Source organism: Methylobacterium nigriterrae, from assembly GCF_037106235.1.
Classification (GTDB): domain Bacteria; phylum Pseudomonadota; class Alphaproteobacteria; order Rhizobiales; family Beijerinckiaceae; genus Methylobacterium; species Methylobacterium nigriterrae.
In genome coordinates, this window is the sequence record NZ_JBAWTG010000931.1 from 1 (window position 1) to 266 (window position 266).

Here is a 266-nt window from a genome sequence, read left to right on the forward strand (position 1 = left end):
GGGCCAGGGTCGACAGGGTCGAGGACAGGTTCCTACGCCACTTCTTCAATGAGGCCAGCTCGAGGGCTTCGTTGACGCCGAGCACGACGACGATCGCGTCATAGCGCCAGAGCGGCAAGGCCTGCAACTCGCGCAGGGCATTTTTCAGGCGCTTGTCGGGACTCGCGACAACGTCGACGTCGGTGCCTCTGCCGGTCAGTGATGTGAGCGCCCTGGCAAGGAATCCAGGAAGAGCGAGTCCGTGCGTGGTGACGCCCCAGCCGACG

1 protein-coding gene is annotated in these 266 nt (G+C 64.7%); it reads right to left on the reverse strand.

Annotation, left to right across the window (positions count from 1 at the left end; genetic code table 11):
- Positions 1-266, reverse strand: a 266-nt coding sequence (locus WDW90_RS39730; RefSeq protein ID WP_336493072.1) for an SGNH/GDSL hydrolase family protein, incomplete at both ends; no start/stop codon positions are given.